The organism is Deltaproteobacteria bacterium, assembly GCA_018668695.1.
Classification (GTDB): Bacteria; Myxococcota; XYA12-FULL-58-9; order XYA12-FULL-58-9; family JABJBS01; genus JABJBS01.
In genome coordinates this window covers 1-19551 of the sequence record JABJBS010000347.1, presented here as the reverse complement: position 1 = coordinate 19551, position 19551 = coordinate 1, and the positions used below count along the sequence as shown (strand labels likewise).

Below are 19551 nucleotides of genomic sequence, written 5' to 3'. Positions count from 1 at the left end.
GTAAGTGCTGTCGCGTCCTGAAGACCCTGCAGGCTTGATGAGCAAACCCCTCCAAGATGGGTCAAAATGCTGTGGTGTGCGGAAGTTAAGTTCTCATCCCAAAGAATCAGTGGGGTGATGCTCGCACTGTTCTTGGGTAACTTCATCTTCACACCGGTAGCGGTATGAGTCAGCTTGAGTTGCTCCTGTTCTTTAATAAGCTTCTCAAAAGACTTAAGCATATTCTTGACCTTACGCTCACGCTGCTTTGGACTAAGCGGCTTCTCGCCTTCTTCAATTTCAACAGCTTCCTCAAGATCTTCGAGCGACACAACGTGTCCTTCATGCTGAGCAAGTAAGTTCAAAATCCGGATATGGTTTGCATCTTCCACAGAGACTGGTTCTTCAGTACCCAGGTTGATCTGGAGAGTATGTAAATCAATGACCACACGGTAATCTTCTGGCTTGAACCATGCGAGATGCTCGCTGCCAATCATTTCTTCGCCATCGGCGGTAGTTAGGCAGCAGCGTACACGGGGAGCCAGGGCCAACTGAGAAAGCGTGCTCAAGCTGAGTTCATGCTTTTGAGCCGGTAAACGACGCAGTTCTGAAACCCAGTTTGCACGGCACTTAGCGCCTTGAGTCTCATCTTTGTCATAAAGGGCCAAAGCTTCACCCAGACGCCACATCAACGCTCCCGTAAGTGGTGCCAATACGCCCACCGGGATTTCTCGGAAACAACGCCGAGCTGCTTCTACGTTGTCTTTTCTCAAGAGGGCAGCCCCCGTAAGAACGATAGCGCGGATGCGAACTTCGCGGATACCCACACGTTCTGCGTGAGCACCAACGCGAGGCCCGAGGCGGATAGCGCTGGCTAAATCGCCGGCTGCTATGTAGGCGCGAAGTAAAAGTTCTGAAACGTGAAGTGTGCCGAGATCATCACCAAGCTTACGCAAGGCCAGCATTGCCTCGCGGCCAGCTTCGACGGCTTCTTCGGCGTCGCCTAGAACAAGCGCCAAACGGCTGTCGAGTTCGCGGGCCAAAGCAATGGCGCGTTCATGCTTAATTTCTCGAGCGAGAGTTAAGACTTCCTTCGCTCGCTTTTGCGCGGCCGGAACATCACCCAAATCCAAAGCGGCGTGGGCTAAGCGGTGAAGCGTTAAAACTTCTTCACGTCTGTTGCCACCGGCTCCAAAAAGTTTGCGGGCCTTTGAAAGTTCGCTCAAAGCGCCTTTGCTGTCTTTGTTGCGAAGTCGAATCAAACCAGCTTCGCGGCGAAACATTGCAACACGAGGTCCAGCAATGGTCGGGTCAAGGCGGCTCAGTGCCTCATCAACAATAGTCTGCGCACCGTCGACATCCCCGAGCGCCACCCGTGAACGAACGAGTTGAGCACGTAAAATATCAGCGATGGCTTGTTGCCCGGCACCAACCCACAGGTCGATGACTCGCGGCAAGACTGCGATTGCTTCTTCGTGATTACCCCGGCCGGCATCCAACATCACTTTCGCAGCGGCTAGATAACGCTTTAAGCGGCGACTGGCGGCACCCGTCATTTCTTTTTCAACTTCAGCAATCAGCTTGGAAGCGTGAGTCAAATCGCCAATATCCAGAGACACCCATGCGTCTGCCAGCTCTGCTATTTGTACCAAGTTTCGGTCGCCCCATTTTACAGCTGCCGTTCGAAACTCTTCAAAAGCAATCTTGGCTTTTTCGAAGTCGCCGGTTTCGCGGTAAAGGTCACCGATGTAACCGTGTGCAGCAGCGGCGTGATACAAATCACCTGCTTTTTCAAAACATACTGCCGCTAAACCTGCCTGCTCAATGGCATCGTCAAGGCGCCCTGCCTGAGCACAAACGCGTGCAATCAGACGATGCATTTCACCTTCACGGTCGAACTGCTTTTTACCCTTCAGTAAAAGCAGAAGGTCGTAAGCTAATTCTTCGGCTTCTTTAACCTGCTCAAGACGAACCATGCTCGTTGCGGCAAGCATACCGGCGTCGAGTAGGATGTCTGAATCTTTGGTTACTTTGGCCAGGCGGCGATAGGAAACGACAACATTCTTATGGTCGCGCTTTTCGCTGTCGATATATGTGAGAGCTGCCAATGAACGAGAAGCTGTCCAAGGATCTTTCGACTCACTGAGCTCCATCATTTCATCACGCATTTGCGTGGGTAGACCTTGGCGCATACGTGCTCGCGCGGCCAACACACGGAGGCGACCACTCAACGTTTCATCCGCTGGTATCGAGGCCAACGTCTTAAGATAAGCCTTCAGAAAACCAAAGCTTCGAACGGCTTCCCAACCGGAGCTAAGTGTTTCAACTGCTTTATCAATGCGGCCCGAGCGGGCAAGGATTTCACCGGCACGAATAACACCAAGTGGCTCACTGTTTTTGAGAGCGTGCTCTTGGAGAAATGTAGCCAAAACTTCCGACATGTGATCATCGAGCTCGGCTTCGCGGTCTTGAACCAGACGGCGAATGATTCCGTGAACAACAACGTTGCCGTCGATTTCATCAAGCAGGCGCTTTTTCAGAAGCGTATCTACTACATCGCCAAATGCTTTGCGGCCTATTTCCAGGCTAAGCGGTAAGCCAATGCGGGTGAGCCGAGCGAGGCAATCGAGTTCATCACTGGAAAGCTGAGTCATGCCCTTTTCCCAGATGGCTTGGAAACTCTTAATAGAGCGAGCAGTTAGCTTCCGCATAAACTCGTCGTCTGGGAGGTTGTCACCCAAGAGCGAGCCTAAGAAGGTTAAAGTCAGCGGGTGAGCCGAAGAACCGCCGCGCACACAATCTTCCTGGAGGCGGGTTCGAGCTTCCTGGCTCAAGTTCATGGCCACGCCAACTTCTTCAACCGTTGCTTTCGAGAATGGCTTAACCAGCTCCATGTGGATGCCAGCCTTGTCCATGGCGGCAAGCTCAATCTCATGCTGCATCGCTGCTAATACACGGTAGTTTCCGCGGTAGGCGTGAATCGTTCGAACGAGACCTGAGTAGTCTTCGGTTTTGATGTTGTGCAAATCATCAAGCATCAAGAGGCACTTGTGGCTGTCGAGAACATCCGTGAGCCGGCGAAACGCATCCGCTGCGCTGTCGACAGATTGGCCAATTCGTCCTGAGAGTCGAGCCTCAACTCGGGCAAGAATACTTCCGACACCTTCACCCGGGCTTACCGGTAGGTAGACCGACTTTTCCAGGCCAATCGCTTCCACTTCAGCAGCCAAGCGGCGCATAAGGGTGGTCTTACCAATTCCCTGAAGACCCACATACATGGATACAGGGTAGTGGTTTAAACGAGCGCGGTATCTTGCAATATACTCTTCGCGACCAAAAAACGGGGTATTCAACGTGGATAGTACTTCAGGCATGATTCTTGCTTACCTCCAAAGGGGCCAAGTATGCCTTTTATGGCCTAAATCGAAAAAAAATGCAATAAAAACAGTGAGAAAGCCTCTCTTATGGCGTGGATTTTATTGATCAATCGCTCTATCTATCTGAAATCATGCGTGATTGCCCTAAGCCCCTGTTATTCGGGCAGAAGGGGCAAAGCGCTGAGCGCATCCCGGACATTACGCAGCCGTTCACGCAGCCCAGCATGTTGCGGCACGTCAAAAGTAAGAGAGAGTCTTCCCGAGGGCGTGAGTCCATATTTTCCAGGCTCATTTTGGAGCATCAGAGCAAAGCGAGCGGAGTCGATATGGGCTTCTTTGAGGAGGGTTAGCCCGATCTTAATTTCACCAGGATCAAAACGGCTCGAAAGAGCTGAGATTCCCAAACGCTTCAAGCGAAGACGAATCAGCATCACTTCCACCAAAAAAGCGACTTCTTCCGGTGCCTGGCCATGGTACTCTTGCATTTGTTCATAAACTTCAAAAATCTGCTCATCACTGCTGGTTTGGCTTAGCCTTTGGTAGAGATCGAGACGATGCATCGGCTGCTCAACATAACTTTCAGGGATAACCGCGGTGACTGGCAGCTTGATATCGGGCTCAACCTCATGGGTCGTCTCCGAGCCTCGCACCTGCTGAACAGCCTCCTCGAGAAGCCGAGTATAAAGCTCAAAACCAACAGCCGCGATGTGGCCACTTTGGCTTGAGCCTAAAAGATCTCCAGCGCCGCGAAGCTCCAAATCACGGGTGGCAATTTGATACCCCGCACCCAGACTTGAGTGCCGCTTCAAAGCGGCCAATCGCTCAGTTGCATCGCGGGTCATACGTTGGTCTCGCGGGATCATAAGGTAGGCATAAGCGCGCCGCTTGCCTCGGCCGATCCGGCCACGAATTTGGTGGAGCTGGCTTAGGCCAAATGTATCGGCCCGGTTGATAATCATCGTATTGGCCGACGGGATATCGATACCACTTTCGATAATCGCAGTGCTAACAAGGATGTCTGTTTTACGCGTGACAAAATCGACCATGATTTTCTCAAGCTCTGGACCCTTCATTTGCCCATGGGCCACACCCAGCTTGGCGTCGGGCACCCATTCGCGGACATTTTGTGCCATCGAATGAATGGAGGCGACGCGGTTATGAACGAAAAAGACCTGCCCACCTCGGTGAAGCTCTCGCACAATCGCCTCGCGAATGACTTCTTCATCAAACCTCAGAACCTCAGTTCTAATTTCTGAACGAGCCGCAGGCGGTGTTTTGATGGTGCTTAAATCACGCATTCCCGCAGTGGCCATGTGGAGTGTTCGAGGGATCGGTGTTGCTGTGAGCGTGAGAACGTTGACCTCATGCTTGAGCTCTTTGACGCGCTCTTTATGCCGAACCCCAAAGCGGTGTTCTTCATCAACGACCAAGAGGCCCAATTGGTTAAAGACGATGTCTTGGCTTAACACTCGGTGCGTACCGATCAGCACATCAATTTTCCCCTCGCGCACTTGCTGAACAATCGCTCGTATTTCCGCTGGTTTTCGAAAGCGGTTCAATACCTCGACCCGGACTCCTTCTGGCTCTAAACGCTCGCGGAAAGTCGCTCCATGCTGCTCCGCCAAGACCGTCGTCGGAACCAAAACTGCAACCTGATAACCTCCGAGCACGGCCAATAAAGAGGCTCGAATGGCCACCTCGGTTTTCCCAAATCCAACATCACCACAAACAACTCGGTCCATTGGCTTGGTATCTTGAAGGTCATCGATAACCGCCTCGATGGCCGTACGTTGGTCAGGGGTTTCTTCATAGGCGAAGCGAGCCTCAAAGGCGCGGAAATTATGGTCTGGCGGGTCCATAGAGAATCCACTCAGCGCAGCCCGGCGAGCTTGAACCTCAAGTAACCGGTGCGCCATTTGCACCATGGCATCTTTGACTTTTTTACGTGTTTTGGCCCAGCGCGTTCCCCCAAGCTTATCAAGGCGAACATTGCCTTGAGGGCCCCGGTATTCTTGAATCAAGTTTAAGCGATAAATTGGAACGTAAAGTTTATCTCCATCGGCGTATTCTAGATGAACGTAATCACCGTCCAAGCCGCTGAGCATCAAGCGGGTCAGCCCTCGGTATCGGCCAATGCCGTGATCCATATGAATCACCGCATCGCCTTCTTTTAAGTCTCGAATGGTCTCCAGCCCGCCAGGCTCGGGTCTCTTGCGACGACGGGTGCGCGCTAAAAGCCGAGAAACATCAAAAATCTCACGGTCGGTGATGATGCAGAGCTTGTCTTTTTCAGACTCAAAGCCTTCGCTTAATGCGCCAATGACAATGCCGCGGTAAATTCGAGGTGTTTCAAGACCGCGCACCACATCACGGGGCAAACTCTTTAAAATGGGCAAATCCATCTTACGGGCCAAGAGCAAATCTCGCAGCCGTTCAGCTTGAACATAGCCCTCACATAAAAGAAGCACATGAGAAGAGGTATCGAAACGGGCGCGCAGGGTTTGAACAAGCGGGTCCAATATTTCTCCGCGCCCTGGGTCTGACCGGCGCAGGTTCATCTCGGAAACAAGCTCGGTCCAAGGTTTCATCGGCGAGGTAAAATCTGCCTCGTCCTCGGTAAAAAGATTAGACGAGCGTATTTGCGGACGGGTCTCGAGAAGCTCGCTGATAGCGGCGGGTGATTCATAGAAATGCTCCACGCCTACCGCTGGCTCACCGCTTACAATTGCAGCATCGTATCCAACTTGGCTGCGCTCTGCTTGGTCAGCCATGGATTCAAAAAGAGTGTGATCTCCAACCAATACAACTTGAGCACTTTGGTTCACCAGTAGCTCGGCCACCGATTGCGTTGATTCGTAAAACAAAGGCCAAAGCGATTCGATGCCAAAGAAATAATGACGGCGCTCAATATCTTCAACCATTCCCCCCAAGCGCCGGGAAGGTATCGCTATTTTTTCTCCCATATCGCGTAGAGATTTTACGGCCCGTGCCACCCTCGAATCGGTGTAGGCCACTTCCCTAATTGGGAAAATGTTAAGCTTTCCAAGCTCTTTGCCCCGCCGCTGGGTTTCAACATGATAGGGATGGATGGTGTCTATTTCATCACCAAAAAGGTCAATTCGAACGGGGTGAATATGCAATGGAATAAAGCAATCGATGATGCCGCCGCGCACCGCAAAAGTGCCCGAATCTTCAACCGTATCTACACGCTGGTATCCACAAAGCATCAAAGCGTCGATGATGCTCGAGCGCTCGGCCGTTTGGCCAACCTCGAGAGTGTAATAACCATCTCGAAAGTCTGTCTCGGTGACCCACTTTGACAAGAGGCTACGGGCAGTGACCACGATGTTTTGGGAAGCTTCACCCTCCAAAAGGGCCGCTCTAAGCGCCAGACGCTCACCCATCAAAATCGGATCAGCACCGGCCCCATCCCAAGGTAAATGCGGCATATCCGGGAAAACCGCGACCCGCCCACCCGTGAATGTCGTAAGGTCTTGAGCCAAAGCCAGCTGCTCACGCTCAGATTCAACCACCCACAAGGTACAGCCATCAAACTCTTCGGAGGCCACCATGTAGCCAAGCTGAGTTGGACTTGGTCCTTCAATCCGCAGGATTTCCTGGGTTTTAAGGGATGATTTAAGAGAGGTCACTGCTTTTTTCTCCACACATTGCCCAACAACCATGGCCCAAGCAGGGCGTCAAGTGAAGGTTTGAGCGCCAAAATGGCGTGATCTTAAAGGTCTTGGTAAAGTGATCGCATGTTAACTCGACTATCACTTCTCTTTTGCCTTATCACTGGCCCACTTTTGGTCTCTTGTGCAAGTACGAACGCCGGGGAAAGCTTGCAAGCCTCTGTAAGTGCTTACAATCAAAATCTTCGCTGGAAGCGGTTCACCAATGCCTCGCAATTTGTCCCAGCCGAATCCCGCGCCAAATTTCTCGAACGGTATTTAAACGCTGAAGATGATTTGCACATCCAGTCTATGGAAGTGCGCAATGTCACGCCCTACACCAAAGATGGAAACCGGCTCGCCGATGTTGTCCTCGTCGCACAGGCTTATATTCTCCCAAGCACGGTTGTGGAAAAACTCACAATCGTTCAGCGCTGGGCTCATGTTGATGGTTCCTGGCTACTTGAAGAATCCAGCAAAGAACTCGTCCCCGAAATTTCTTCGTCAGAGGACTAAACGGTGCCCGTCCCTTGTTGACCTTCTTCTCCCGCAGCGCTAGACCGCCCCTACTATGGCGGAATTTAAAGGACTAACCTCAGAGCACTTTGCAACCTACGAACCCTCGCGCTGGTCGAGCATGGTACACAACCTTGCCCGCATGAAAGCCAAGGATGCGATGGTGGCTCTTGCAGCTCAATCAACTCAAGATATCTCTGAATCACTCGACCATTTGGTTCGTGGCTCCAGCGACGAGATTCCGAACATAACGAATCAAAAGAAGGTCGAATGCCAATGGATTTATTGGTACCGCAACAAGGAAGACCGAGAAACACTGGCCAACTTTCTAGGCAAAACTGTTCTCGACAGCGCCAGTCTCTTCACAACCGCGGCGCAAGATAAGCACCTCGTGCTTGGGCTTGTCCTATCCCAAACGAAAGTAAACATTGGCCTTCACATTGCCCCAAGTGCAGAAGTAGACCGCCGAAACTTTCTAGCCCATCTTAAAGATGAGTATAAAATCGATAAAACTTTAGAAGCTTTTTCTGCGCTTCCTGAAAATATGATGATGGGCAATCCAGAGAATCTCAAGCCTATCGGCGAGTGGGCGCTGGAAAGCGACCGCACTGAGCTTGAAGAGTTGCTCGAATCAGACAGTCCATTTTTTCTTGGCTACGTTGTCGACTCTGATCTTGGCGCTGAAATGGGGGCTGAGCTTTCTTCTTGGGTTCAAAACGGCATTGAAAACCTTCTTCCCTTTTACACCCACATCGCTTGGAGCAAAACCAACGATTGTATTGGCCAAGGCCGAGCGGTGAAAAAAGCCAAAGAAGAAAAGATTAAAAAATCTGCCAACTTTCAAAAAGGCGACAAAGTCCGAATCACCACAGGCCTTTTAAGCGGCAACGTCGGTATCATTGAAAACATCGATGCCAAAGCTATGGTTAAGGTCGCCGTTGGTAAAATGAGCGTCAAAGTTCCAGGGCAAGATCTGATTCCTTTGGCTTAAAGATATCAATCACAGCTCTTTAAGTAATGACTCAAGAAAAGCCGGTTCACCTTCTGGGGGTGTTCTAGCTGTCCAGGGCTTGCACTTCTCTGAGCGACCCTTTTGAGTAACTGTGAGCGAAACACCCATTTTAAAATTTAGAATTTTCACAGAAATTCGCACGGGTTCTTTGACCCGGGGCAAACGCCAAGACTCCACAATCGGGCAAGCACATTTATCAAGCTTGGGTTCACCTGTTTTCCAGCGGTATTTTTCAGCTTTGGACGCACAGTGAACGATGCTTGAAATATAACGGTCAACCCCTCGAAAGAGCAGCTCAGCCTCAGATTTCTCTCTGGGGATGCCTACAACTTGTGCCCGCGCTCTGACGCCTTCCTTCAAGACAACATCTCGTGCCCGGCGAGCGGAGGGATCTATCCAACCTGTCGCTGTACACTGCGACTTACCGTAGCGATAGGTCATGTAAAGCCTGGTCTTTTTTCCCCGAACTTTACGAAGCGTTTGAACAGATGCCTTGGGAACCCATTTACGAAGTTTAGATTGGCGACAAGGTGCTTGGCCAAGTGGCTGCATGGTTCGGGCATCGCTGAAGAGCAATACATCTTTGCGGTGCACAACTTTTAAGGAGGTTCCAGGAATCACAAGCTTTCCAAAACGGCCGGGTTGTCCAAGCTTAACGGTCGCTTCTTCTGGAACAACACGCTCGACACGAAATCCAGGGGTTGGGGCCGCATATAGAGTACCCAACGCCAAAAACGTAAGCACTGCCGCCATCAACTGGATCAACCGTTTCATCAAGCTCCTTTTAGCACCACACGGTGAACTTTTTTCTTTCCAGAACGTAGGGTCATGGCCCCATCTTGAAAATCGGCTTCAGAGAGGGCGTAGGCTCCATCAGTAATCTTAACATCGTTAATTCTTACTGCACCTTGGTTAATCAAACGCCGCGCCGCGCTTTTCGATTTATCAAAACCCACCTGAACCATCATATCAACAAGTGTAACACCTTCAGCAAGCTCTGAATTTGCAAGCTCCTTTGTAGGGATTTGAGCGGTGTTGGAGGCTACTTTCCGAGGTACATCGCTTGAAACCAAGAGTTCGGCAGGGATTTCACGCGAACCGAAAGCGCTTTGTGCTGCTTGATGAGCTTTTGACGCCTCTTCTTTCCCGTGAACGAGCTTGGTCACCTCGTAGGCGAGAATAGATTTCGCCATATTCAGTTCCCGGCCCTGGAGAGTGGTCACAGTGCGAACCTCTTCCATCGGCAAAAAGGTCAAAAACCCGAGAGTCTTTTCCAAATCTGCATCGTCTACATTTACCCAGTACTGGTAAAATTCGTACGGGCTCACGCGGTCGGCGTCCAGCCATAGAGCGCCCTTAGCCGTTTTACCCATTTTTTCACCGGCTGAAGTGAGCAAAAGAGGAAAAGTAAGGCCGTGGACAAGTTCGGAATCAATCCTTCGAGTGAGGTCGACCCCTGCCAAAATATTACCCCACTGGTCATCGCCGCCCATCTGCAAAACACACCCGTGTCTACGCCGAAGCTCCATGAAATCGTAAGCTTGTAAGATCTGATAGTTGAACTCGATAAAAGACAAACCGCGCTCAAGTCTTTGCTTGTAAGATTCAGCCGCGAGCATTCTATTTACAGAAAAGTGACGCCCAACATCTCTTAAAAAGTCGATGTATTTGAACTCCATCAACCAATCAGCGTTGTTTACCAAAATGCTTTTACCCTCTTCAAAGGTCAGAAAGCGTGAAAGTTGCTGCTTAATCGAGGATACGTTGTCTCCAATCGTGTCGCCCGTCATCATTTGACGCATCTCTGTCTTACCGGACGGGTCGCCAACCATCGCCGTGGCTCCACCCACAACCACCAATGGCCGGTGGCCGAGGCGCTCCAAATGCATCAACGCCATGGTCACGAACAAGTTGCCTATGTGAAGGCTTGTTGCTGTGGGATCATAGCCAATGTAGGCCGTTACTGGGCCTTCTTCGAAAAGCTCTCGCACAGCCTCTTCGTCAGTACATTGTTTGATAAAACCGCGCTCTTTAAGCACATCGAATGCATTTTTTGTCGTCATAGCTCCCTCTTTACAGAGCTATCCTATGGGGTCAAGCCTCCGCAGCGGCCCAAAGGGATGTGACGGGTTTCTGGCGGCTGGGATCGGGCTTTGCTAGAGATAGATCATGAACCCTTTTCGCCTCTTTATTTTCTGCTCCTTGGCTACGGTGTTTGCGCCCAACCTTGGTATGGCCGCTTCAGATTTTGAACAAGTTGCAGGGATTCGCTCTCTAGCGATGGGCGGAGCACACCGAGCACTTGGGACTTCCAATGACACGCTTAAGCTCAACCCGGCTGGTCTCGCAATTCAAACACGTTACGCCATCGAGCTTAACTATGCTTGGAGCGAGAAATACAAAGAAAGCCGTGCTACCGCGAGTGCGGTTGATTCAAAGTCAGGACCCGTTGCCGGCGGTCTGAGCTACGAACTTTTAAAATCAGACACCGAAGGCAAAACTAAAAACCTGCACCGAGTCTCCTTGGGCCTTGGTTACCGAGTAGGAGACATGTTTGCTCTTGGAACGACCATTCATTACACCGAAGGCAACCGAGACACAGCAGGAGAGAATGAAGATATTCGCGAATTCTCAAGCGACTTTGGTCTTTTAATTAGGCTCTCAGATTACCTGCAGTTCGGCGCAAGTTGGCATAACTTCGTGACGTCCCAAGAGACCGGATTAAGCCCCCAACATATTGGACTTGGGCTCAGCGGAGGCGGTCAGGGCTTCGTGGTGGCATTTGATACGAAGCTCGATATTTCCCAAGAAGAATTGGTGGCATCTTATCATCTTGGTGCGGAATATATTCTTTCACGAGTTATTCCCATTCGGCTTGGCTATATGAATGACGAGCGTATTTTTGCCAGCGGTGAAGCTGGCAGAGAAAACTTTATATCAGGCGGCGTTGGATATTTTAGCCAATCTGGCTCAGTGGATATTAGTTTTAACCATTCCATCGAACGCGCCCGGATGTGGACCGTAATAGGTTCTTTGCAATTCTACCTTTAAGCAACTCGCTTTTATTCAGGGTAGCGCACCGTAAATAGCTCCAAGAGCGTTTGAATCTCGGCCAAACCGGGGTCGATGGCTCCAGCCATCTCAAACATGAGTCGTGCACTGTTTAGCAATGCCATATCTCGTGTCCCTGAACCTTTGATCAAGAATATCTTCCCAAGGGTAAGCTGTGCTTGTGCTAAAAATGGAAAAATAGTGATCGACTCTTTTAGTAAAGCTTCAGCCCGGTCGTATTCACCTATGGCGTAAAGCTTTTGAGCCCGTTTAATCTTTTGGCGTGCCTTTATCGCAAGTTGTGGATCTGTTTCTGGAATTCTCCTGGGTGCTGGCTCTACCACCGGCTTTGTGGGCGGTGTTTCACTTAAAACTTTGTCCTCGGAAATTTGTTTGTTGGCCACCAACGGCTTTTGCTGAACCACCGTTTTCGAACGCGGGCCGCAGCTCATTATGAATCCAACAAGGACCACCAGCATACTTAGTCGTTTCAATGCTCGCATCATCATCATCATTCCAAAATTACGGGGGCGAAACCGTGACTGTAAACGTACCCGCATCAGACCAGTTACCTGCTGTATCTCGCTCTTGTACATAAAGGGTATAGGCCCCAAGACTTAAATCAACCGTTGGCGTGTAACTTAAATCCGTTACCTCCGCGGCTGAAAGAAGGTCACCTTCCGAAAAGCTCGTGCGATAAACCCCAGAACCGTCTGCGCCGCCGCTCACCCAAGTCCAGGTAGGCGTTGTGTCGGTTGTATCGGCAAGACTGCTTGTCACCACGGGAGGCGGAGGTGCCACTGCATCGAGTTCCACAAAATCTAGATGGTCATCAAAGTCTGCAATTCCGACATTCAGCCCCCAATCAAAAACCGCGCAACTTAAATCATAGATACCTGAAGCAAGGCCTACGGTTGGGTTCCAATCGACCGTCATGGAAAACACTCCGGGAGAGCTTCTCGTTATAGTGGCCTGGTTACCCCCCTCACATGTTTGACCGTTGGAGACTGCGTCGCAAACAAGAAACGACGCGCCGCCTGCATCACGAATCGCCACAGTGATATCAAACGTAGTTTTTGAAGGGTCGTTACCATCGGTAAAGGCACATTCTATAGCAATGGTGTCTTGAGTAACCGGTGCGACTACACCACTGGCTGCAGTTAACAAGGTTACAACCGGCGCAATATCGTCATTTACAATGGTCGCTACCCCAGAGGCATCGCCAAGCTGAGCCTGAGTTGGGGAATCAAGAGTCACTGTAAAGGTTTGATCTCCTTCATCTACGAAATCGCCCGATACACTGACGGAAATAGTTTCCTCTTGATCCAGAGGACTAAAGGTCACAGTTCCGCTTGCAGCTGTATAATCGGACGAGTCCTGCGCAGAGCCATCCGCCGTTGCCCAATGAACCGTGACCGCCGACTCACTGGCATAATCTAAGCTCAAAACCATATCTAGGGTAGCCATCCCGGCGTCGCCTTCAGTTACCGAACCGTCGGCAATGGATACACTCGGTTGAGGTTCATCGTCTGCATTGTCTACCAAAGCTGAACCAACCGTTAGATTGTTATAATTTCCATCAAGGCTGGATCCCGTACCTAAGCTTACGGTCACGGTTTTCGTGCCATCGACAATATTATCATCGACGCCGGCAACCGTGATTGTTTGGTTCTCATCCCAGTTTGATGCACCAAAAACCAATTGCTCAGTAACAACCAAGACCTCCCCAGTATCTGTACTGGTGATATTGACGGTGACGCTGTTTGTTGGCTCGGATGCTAATTTTAAACTGAAAGAGTCTGTGAGCCCGCCCTCATCCGTATCAAGAGAGCCTGCTTCTGAGATCAAGAACCCTGCGGTGTCATCATCCTGGTTTAAAACATCAACATCATCAACATCGCTGGCACCAAGCGCTCCGTATTTAGGATCTGTGGTGATCGGAGTACCCAAAGAAATAGCATAGGTGACGTTACCATCATCTATGTCGTCGTCTACTGGCGAGACTTGTACCGTAATAGGATCATCCCAATTGATGGCATTGAAAACAACAGAACTTAAATCAACGGTGCCTTCGGTGGTATCCTGGCTCTCAATTTGAACCTCCACACTCGATGCGGGCTGGCTTCCAAGTACGACCGTAAAAGAGGCTGTTCCCAAGCTTGATTCACTCGTCACCATGCTCCCAAGAGGGGTTACAATAACCTCTGCCGTGTCATCATCTTCGTTCGTCCCAGACACGTCCGGAACATCGGTGCCGCTGTAGTTACCATCGGCGCTTATCATCGCACTCAGAATAATATTGTAGCTTTGGTTGTCATCATCAACATCATCGTTTTGGCCCGTCAAGGTGATGGTTTTTGGGATGTCCCAATTTGCGTTTGAAAAAACAACAGAGGATGCGCCTATAGAAACTTCATCTGCGTTGTTCGTACTTAAGTTGATGGTAACACTCGAGGTTGGCTCGGAATCCAAAACAATCGTAAAACTATCTTGGCCACCGCCTTCAGTGGTGGATAGACCCGACACCTGGCTTAACGTCACACCTGCTGTATCATCGTCGACATTGGTAACGAAGATGTCGTCGGGGTTGATTTGATAAAGAGAATCAGAACTTGATGCTTCAGCCGTTATAATTGAAAAACCTTTGTTGCCATCATCTATATCATCATCTTGTCCTATCACGGTCACCGTTTTAGGGCTGTCCCAATTTGAGGCAGTGAACACTAAGTTGGTCGAAGACAAGCTTCCCTCTGTGGCATCAGAACTCTCAAAACCAACGCTTACATTTTGCAGCGGCTCACTGGTTAAGACCACAGTGAAGTCGGCAGTGCCGCCTGCCTCAGAAGTTTCAAGCCCGACGGTCGGCATAATCTCAATGCCCGCGATGTCGTCGTTGGTTACGGTAACCTCAACGGAGTCCACATTCATATTGCTATACTCTGAATCAGCACTATTTGCGCTTCCCAAAGCAATGGTCACAAGCTCGTCGTCATCGTCTATGTCGTTATCAATACCGGTGATGTTGACAGTTTGGGGTGTGCTCCAGTTCGACGGCTTAAAGCGCAGGCTATTATCATCGACAACGGCTTTGTTGGTATTCCCACTAACAATAGGAATATTCACATTATGAGAAGGCTCGGTATTGAGCACCACAGAGAAGCTGGCACTGGTTCCTGACTCTGAAACCGCCAACCCTGTTATGGGACTTACGCTCACACCAGCCACGTCATCATCCACATTTGTTCCAGGTAGAATCTCGTTTGCGAGCGCCGCATAGTCGTCATCTGAAGATGAAAAGGAGAGGGTGATGCTAAAAGGCTGTGAGCCGTCGGCCATATTGTCATTTTGACCACGGACAGTCACCGTTTGTGGTGTGTTCCAGTTCGAGGTCGAAAAGGTTATCACAGACTGAATCACTATCGCCTCGTCTTCGTTTGAGCTGGCAATATTGACCACAACATCGGCTATTGGTTTGGATGTTAATGAAACTTGAAAAGAATCATCCTGGTCTGCAACACGTTCACTCGTAAGAAGCCCATTGTCGATAATCAAACTTCCTGGGATGCGGCAAACATTATCGGCATTGCAAACACCTTGCTCGCAGTCCGCTGTCTCATCGCAGCTGCCCCCGGTTGGAGAAAGGTTTGAACAAGTCCCAAGCACGCAAACATTACTTAAACACTCTTGGTTGTTATTTGTTGCACAAGCATTTCCATTGACGACGTTGCACCCTCCAAGACCATTACAAGAAGTTGAGCCGCAAGAATTGCCGGCATCGATAATATCATCCGCAACCAAGCCTTCGCATACCGAATCGCCATCAACGTTGAACAAGCAAGAATCACAATCAATCGGGCTGCAACGCTTTAAAGTGCAATCCCCATTGGCACACTCACAAAATCCACTTGAGCAGTTGTCGTCTGTGGAACAAGTATTGCCGGCATCTCGCTTACAATTTCCGCTGCCCGCTTCACAAATGCACGCGCCGTCTCCGCCGCAGTTTCCCGCACTGGGGCTGCAAAGATTCCCAGGAGAGGTATCTTGCGCAATCGTATTGAGAGGAGAACAGGTTCCATCAACGCCAACCGTATTGTTCTCGCCGCGGCAAGAATAACATGCTGTATCGCAAGCAGAGGAGCAGCAAATGCCATCAACACAGGTTAAACCCAAAGCACATTCGCTTTGCGCTCCACATGACTGGCCTTGAAGTCGGCAGCACATGCCATCGCCAGCTCCAGACACACAGCAGGTTTGATCAACGCTGCAATCACCGTAAGGGTCTGTATGAAGACTAACCGCTAAATAATCCGGGCCTTCTTCTCCGTAACACGTATCGTTTTCAAGGGGATACTCACAAGCGGGCCGAGTGCCAACAGCTTCACCGATGGCACTGGTTGAGCAGGCCTCAAGCCGCGTTTGGCAATCACCGCTTCCGTTGCAGGCATTGGCACCATCCGCCGATAAAATATCTGCGCGAAAATAACACTCGCCATTGGCCAATGAGTTTCCATCATCATCGATCACACCGTAATAAAACGGGCCACCGCCATCTCCAGAATTATCACAGATAAATGGGTCTGAGCACTGGTCAAACACATCAGCGTTGTTGGGTTGGTTTTCTACAACTGGATCTTGCACACCATCACAACCGCCGATGGTTTGAGTACAAAGGGCTTGCTCCAGCGGCAGCTCGCTTCGTTGTGCCTCGGCGCTGCAGCGGTCGAAAGCGGTCTCACATTCACCACCTGGTTTACAATCAACGCGGGCCGCTTCTTGGTCAAGCTTGCCGTAACAACGGTTGTTTTCAATCCCCCAATAATAACCTGCGCAGGAAACAAACCCGCAGTCATCGTAGGGGTCGCCGACAGTTATCAGTTCCCATTGCGGGGGTTCTAAATCACTGCAACCACCGCCTGGTTGGCGACAGGTTTGCCGCATCAGAGGCAAAGAAGAGTAGTCGGGCTCAGCACAGGTTTCGCAATCATCTTGTTTTTCAGTGCATCCAACACCATCACTCTGACACTGCAGGCCGTAAGATGTGCCGCAATAATAACAGTTGTCGGAGTCGTCAGAACTAAAGCCATAATAATAGACGCCAGGTAAATCACCCCCAGAGCAGAGTCCGGTAGATGAGCCGTCACTTCTTTCCGGTCGCGAGCAGTCTAAGAAAGCTTCATCCGAAACACATTGAACAGCGCCCGTGAGAAGTAAAATCGGTTGCCCCGTTACATTCGCACCCACACTGTGATCACACCGGCAATCATCATCGATTGAATTGTCGCAGCGCTCTTCATTGCGAGGATGAACCTCGGCGTTGCCATCATCGCAATCGATCATTGAGGAACAAAGACTTGTTCCGGCCACAGGGCTATCTCGAACATCACAAAGGTCGCAGGATATAAATTCGTCACCAATTTTTTTATCGCAGGTCCCGCATAACGTGTAGCCGTCGCCATCTTTGTCATAGGCGGCTTCATCATCAATCGCGCCATCACAATCGTTATCTAAACCATCGCATTGAGCATAGCGGCTGCTGATTGGAAGATTTGAATCGGGTGTTTCGTCGCCTAGATGTGTTTCGGCCCAGTAGAGCGGGGCCCGCGTGGGATCAGAACGGGTTTCACCTTCACATTTACCCCATGTATTATTTTCGTCGCAGGTTTGAAGACCGGTGGAGCATATACCCATCGCCCGGGCCGTGGCTGCACTTGGATTTTCCCCAGCTAGGTCGTCAACAAGTCCTAAAAAGCAGGCTCTGGAACTGCCGGCTGCACAACTAGAACCCTCATCAACTGTGCCATCACAATCATCATCAATGAGATTATTTTCAACTTCGAAGATTGCGTCCAAACCGCCAGCGGGTCCTGCACCCACGCATGTCTCACTTAAAACACCGTCCTCACAATAGAGGAAGCCGGTTGTACAAGCGCCAATTCCAGCCATATCGTTGGCCAGATTTGCCGGAAGAATTGTGCAGGGGATATTCTCGGAGCAAGGGCACCCTTCGTTTGGAAATCCTGTGCAATTCTCATCGAAGGTGTTGTCGCAGCGGTCTTCGGTAAAGGGGTTCCAAGTTGGTTCGTTGTCGTTGCAGTCACAAAAAGAGCGGCCTTGTTCACCGCAGTCTTCAAAACCATCTCCATCAGCATCTTGAAAACCTGTTCGCAGGCGTAAGGTAATGGTCTCAGGCGTTCTAAAATCGGCAAAGGCTGAATTGGCGGCGATAAGGGAATCGCCACTGTAACCTTTGACGTAAATCAAAAATTTTTCCTGGAGGTCTTCCGTGGGTTGTAAAGCAATACGATAGGGGTCGGTTAGGATGTTCTTTTCACTGACTGACTCAGTAAAACTATAAGCAGTGTAGGCTTCGTTTCGTATTTTGATCTCAAGGTTATCAACTGCAGAAGTGCTGCTGATTTCAAAAATGACTGCACCTTGAGTATCTGAACCTTGCTTGCAGCTCGTCAAAATTAGGACACAAGTCAAAGCGACCCATCCCAATCGGCGTATAGTAACCATAAGAGTTCCCGCTCCCTAAACTCTAAACCATTGACCTAAAAGATATTCTTACTCACACAATGACAGGTTGTATGACGCGGAGAAAGCTTGAATGAGGGAAAAATCTCTCCCTCTGAACCGGTTGATTAGGCCACCCTAAGGCTGAGCCGTTCTTATCTAATATTAGGGTGCTTTTGAGCGGCTGGCAGTGGCAAAACCTATCAAGAATCCCTTCATTGAGCTTAGGGTAGCTAGCGTATAAAGACATCTTCACTCATTTAGAAAAACTGCGAGATTACAATGCAAGATAGAGACTTAAAGCTTCAAATTAAACTCGATGATGAAATCAGCAAAGGGATGTACGTGAACCTAGCGTTGGTGAACCATACTCAAGGAGAGTTTACGATTGACGCGATGTACGTTCAGCCCCAGCAGCCATTGGCAAATGTGCGAGCGCGACTTATTTCAAGTCCTCATCACACCAAGAGACTTCTGCGAGCGCTTCAGGAAAATATCCGAAAATATGAAGAGCGGTTTGGACCCATCGAGCTTCAAGGCCCAGACCCAGCAGATCAGCTTCTTCAGTAGCGGATTAGAGCCGAGCCCCAGGTAAATCCTGCACCAAAAGCGGCTAAGCAAAGCAGATCGCCCCGTTTAAGTTTACCCTCGGTAATTGCTTCGTGCAGAGCCAAGGGAATCGAGCAAGCGGTTGTGTTCCCATATTTCTGAATATTGTTGAATACTTGGTCATCTCTAAGTTTGAGACGCTTTTGAACCATTTCGCTGATGCGAAGATTGGCTTGGTGAGGAATCAAGAGATCGATGTCTTCTGGAGTAACCCCATTTTGGGTTAGAGCTTCCATTACAACTTCCGGCATTCGCACGGAAGCGTGTTTAAAGACTGTTCGCCCTTCCATCATAGGCCAGTGCAGACCTTGTTCGATTTTTTCCGGGGTTGCGCGCGGCATTTCGGCACTTGAAGGGTAAGCAATCTGCAGAACATCAGCGTGGCGACCATCGGCATGCAAATGCACACTCAAAATATCATCTTCGCCATCATCCTCAACACCTGACAAAACAACTGCAGCTGCACCATCGCCAAAGATAACCGAGACGTCGCGGCCGCGGTCGCTTAAATCGAGGCCAGTTGAATGAACTTCTGAACCAATCAATAAAATATTTTTGTAGGTTTTGGTTTTAATAAACGCGTTCGCTACAGACAAACCATAAAGAAAACCTGAACATTGGTTTCTAATATCTAAGGCAGGCACACCTGGGGCAATATCAAGCTTTGCTTGAACAAGAACCCCATCTCCTGGGAAGAACTTATCAGGGCTTAAGGTCGCATAGATAATTAGGTCGACATCATCTTTCGATATGCCTGCATTATCGAGTGCTTCTCTGGCCGCCCGGGTCCCCAGTTCGGATGCACCCATGGGATCATTTT

The 19551-nt window shown here is 50.0% G+C and carries 11 protein-coding genes; 4 read left to right on the top strand and 7 right to left on the bottom strand.

The annotated features are described in order from the left end of the window. Nucleotides 1-3353, bottom strand: a 3353-nt coding sequence (locus HOK28_19970; protein MBT6435384.1) for a hypothetical protein, incomplete at its 3' end; no start/stop codon positions are given. A gap of 158 nt (nucleotides 3354-3511) precedes the next feature. Then, nucleotides 3512-7006 carry a transcription-repair coupling factor gene (mfd, locus tag HOK28_19965; GenBank protein MBT6435383.1) on the bottom strand — a complete coding sequence of 1165 codons (3495 nt, stop codon included), beginning with the start codon at nucleotides 7004-7006 and terminating at the stop codon, nucleotides 3512-3514. A 108-nt stretch (nucleotides 7007-7114) separates the two neighbouring features. Between mfd and HOK28_19960 the strand changes: the two genes are divergently transcribed. Continuing rightward, nucleotides 7115-7543 carry a hypothetical protein gene (locus HOK28_19960; GenBank protein ID MBT6435382.1) on the top strand — a complete coding sequence of 143 codons (429 nt, stop codon included), beginning with the start codon at nucleotides 7115-7117 and terminating at the stop codon, nucleotides 7541-7543. A 55-nt stretch (nucleotides 7544-7598) separates the two neighbouring features. After that, complete coding sequence (locus HOK28_19955; protein ID MBT6435381.1) at nucleotides 7599-8534, top strand: hypothetical protein; 936 nt, start codon at nucleotides 7599-7601, stop codon at nucleotides 8532-8534. A 9-nt stretch (nucleotides 8535-8543) separates the two neighbouring features. Here HOK28_19955 and HOK28_19950 read toward each other — a convergent pair whose 3' ends face one another. Further along, complete coding sequence (locus HOK28_19950; GenBank protein MBT6435380.1) at nucleotides 8544-9329, bottom strand: hypothetical protein; 786 nt, start codon at nucleotides 9327-9329, stop codon at nucleotides 8544-8546. Beyond that, complete coding sequence (locus HOK28_19945; protein ID MBT6435379.1) at nucleotides 9329-10618, bottom strand: tyrosine--tRNA ligase; 1290 nt, start codon at nucleotides 10616-10618, stop codon at nucleotides 9329-9331. Before HOK28_19945 ends, HOK28_19950 begins: the two co-directional genes overlap by 1 nt. Nucleotides 10619-10724: 106 nt before the next feature. Between HOK28_19945 and HOK28_19940 the strand changes: the two genes are divergently transcribed. Continuing rightward, entirely contained in the window at nucleotides 10725-11606 is an 882-nt protein-coding gene (locus HOK28_19940; GenBank protein MBT6435378.1) for a hypothetical protein, read from the top strand. An 11-nt stretch (nucleotides 11607-11617) separates the two neighbouring features. On the opposite strand, the gene HOK28_19935 is transcribed toward HOK28_19940, so the two are convergent. Next, nucleotides 11618-12166 carry a hypothetical protein gene (locus tag HOK28_19935; protein ID MBT6435377.1) on the bottom strand — a complete coding sequence of 183 codons (549 nt, stop codon included), beginning with the start codon at nucleotides 12164-12166 and terminating at the stop codon, nucleotides 11618-11620. After that, nucleotides 12129-18125: a hypothetical protein gene (locus HOK28_19930; protein ID MBT6435376.1), complete on the bottom strand. Its 5997-nt coding sequence runs from the start codon at nucleotides 18123-18125 to the stop codon at nucleotides 12129-12131. Before HOK28_19930 ends, HOK28_19935 begins: the two co-directional genes overlap by 38 nt. Nucleotides 18126-18404: 279 nt before the next feature. Between HOK28_19930 and HOK28_19925 the strand changes: the two genes are divergently transcribed. Next, nucleotides 18405-18692 (top strand): DUF3467 domain-containing protein, encoded by a 288-nt coding sequence (locus HOK28_19925; GenBank protein MBT6435375.1) that lies wholly within the window; start codon nucleotides 18405-18407, stop codon nucleotides 18690-18692. On the opposite strand, the gene fabH is transcribed toward HOK28_19925, so the two are convergent. Beyond that, nucleotides 18686-19551, bottom strand: an 866-nt coding sequence (gene fabH / locus HOK28_19920) for a beta-ketoacyl-ACP synthase III (protein ID MBT6435374.1), incomplete at its 5' end; no start/stop codon positions are given. The genes HOK28_19925 and fabH overlap by 7 nt on opposite strands.

Coding starts and splice junctions, on each gene's coding strand:
- HOK28_19960 (MBT6435382.1), top strand. CDS start 7,115: ATGTTAACTCGACTATCACTTCTCTTTTGCCTTATCACTGGCCCACTT.
- HOK28_19955 (MBT6435381.1), top strand. CDS start 7,599: ATGGCGGAATTTAAAGGACTAACCTCAGAGCACTTTGCAACCTACGAA.
- HOK28_19925 (MBT6435375.1), top strand. CDS start 18,405: ATGCAAGATAGAGACTTAAAGCTTCAAATTAAACTCGATGATGAAATC.
- HOK28_19930 (MBT6435376.1), bottom strand. CDS start 18,125: ATGGTTACTATACGCCGATTGGGATGGGTCGCTTTGACTTGTGTCCTA.
- HOK28_19940 (MBT6435378.1), top strand. CDS start 10,725: ATGAACCCTTTTCGCCTCTTTATTTTCTGCTCCTTGGCTACGGTGTTT.
- HOK28_19950 (MBT6435380.1), bottom strand. CDS start 9,329: ATGAAACGGTTGATCCAGTTGATGGCGGCAGTGCTTACGTTTTTGGCG.
- HOK28_19935 (MBT6435377.1), bottom strand. CDS start 12,166: ATGCGGGTACGTTTACAGTCACGGTTTCGCCCCCGTAATTTTGGAATG.
- HOK28_19945 (MBT6435379.1), bottom strand. CDS start 10,618: ATGACGACAAAAAATGCATTCGATGTGCTTAAAGAGCGCGGTTTTATC.